This is a genomic window from Streptococcus pseudopneumoniae, from assembly GCF_038148935.1.
Classification (GTDB): domain Bacteria; phylum Bacillota; class Bacilli; order Lactobacillales; family Streptococcaceae; genus Streptococcus; species Streptococcus pseudopneumoniae_U.
Map to the genome: position 1 here is coordinate 1 of NZ_JBBJZX010000265.1, position 256 is coordinate 256.

The window sequence follows — 256 nt, forward strand, 5'->3', positions numbered from 1 at the left end:
AGAGTTAACAGGCAAACCAGGAACTAAGGTAGAAATACCAGTCACACCTGCTACTAATGGAGATTCTGGTCAAGATACACTTGCACCAACAACTCCAATTCCAGATGCAGTTACTCCGAATGCAAATCATGAAGATACTACAGATGTTAGTGATAGTGATAATGAAACTAAGTCAAATGATTCTCAAAATGTATTACCAAATACAGGAACAGAATCAAATGCGACTCTTGCATCTCTAGGACTTCTTGGTATGCTA

At 38.3% G+C, this 256-nt stretch carries 1 protein-coding gene; it reads left to right on the plus strand.

The window, feature by feature from the left end:
- Positions 1 to 256: LPXTG cell wall anchor domain-containing protein (locus WKI42_RS10905; protein ID WP_368081923.1), on the plus strand; the 256-nt coding region annotated here is incomplete at both ends.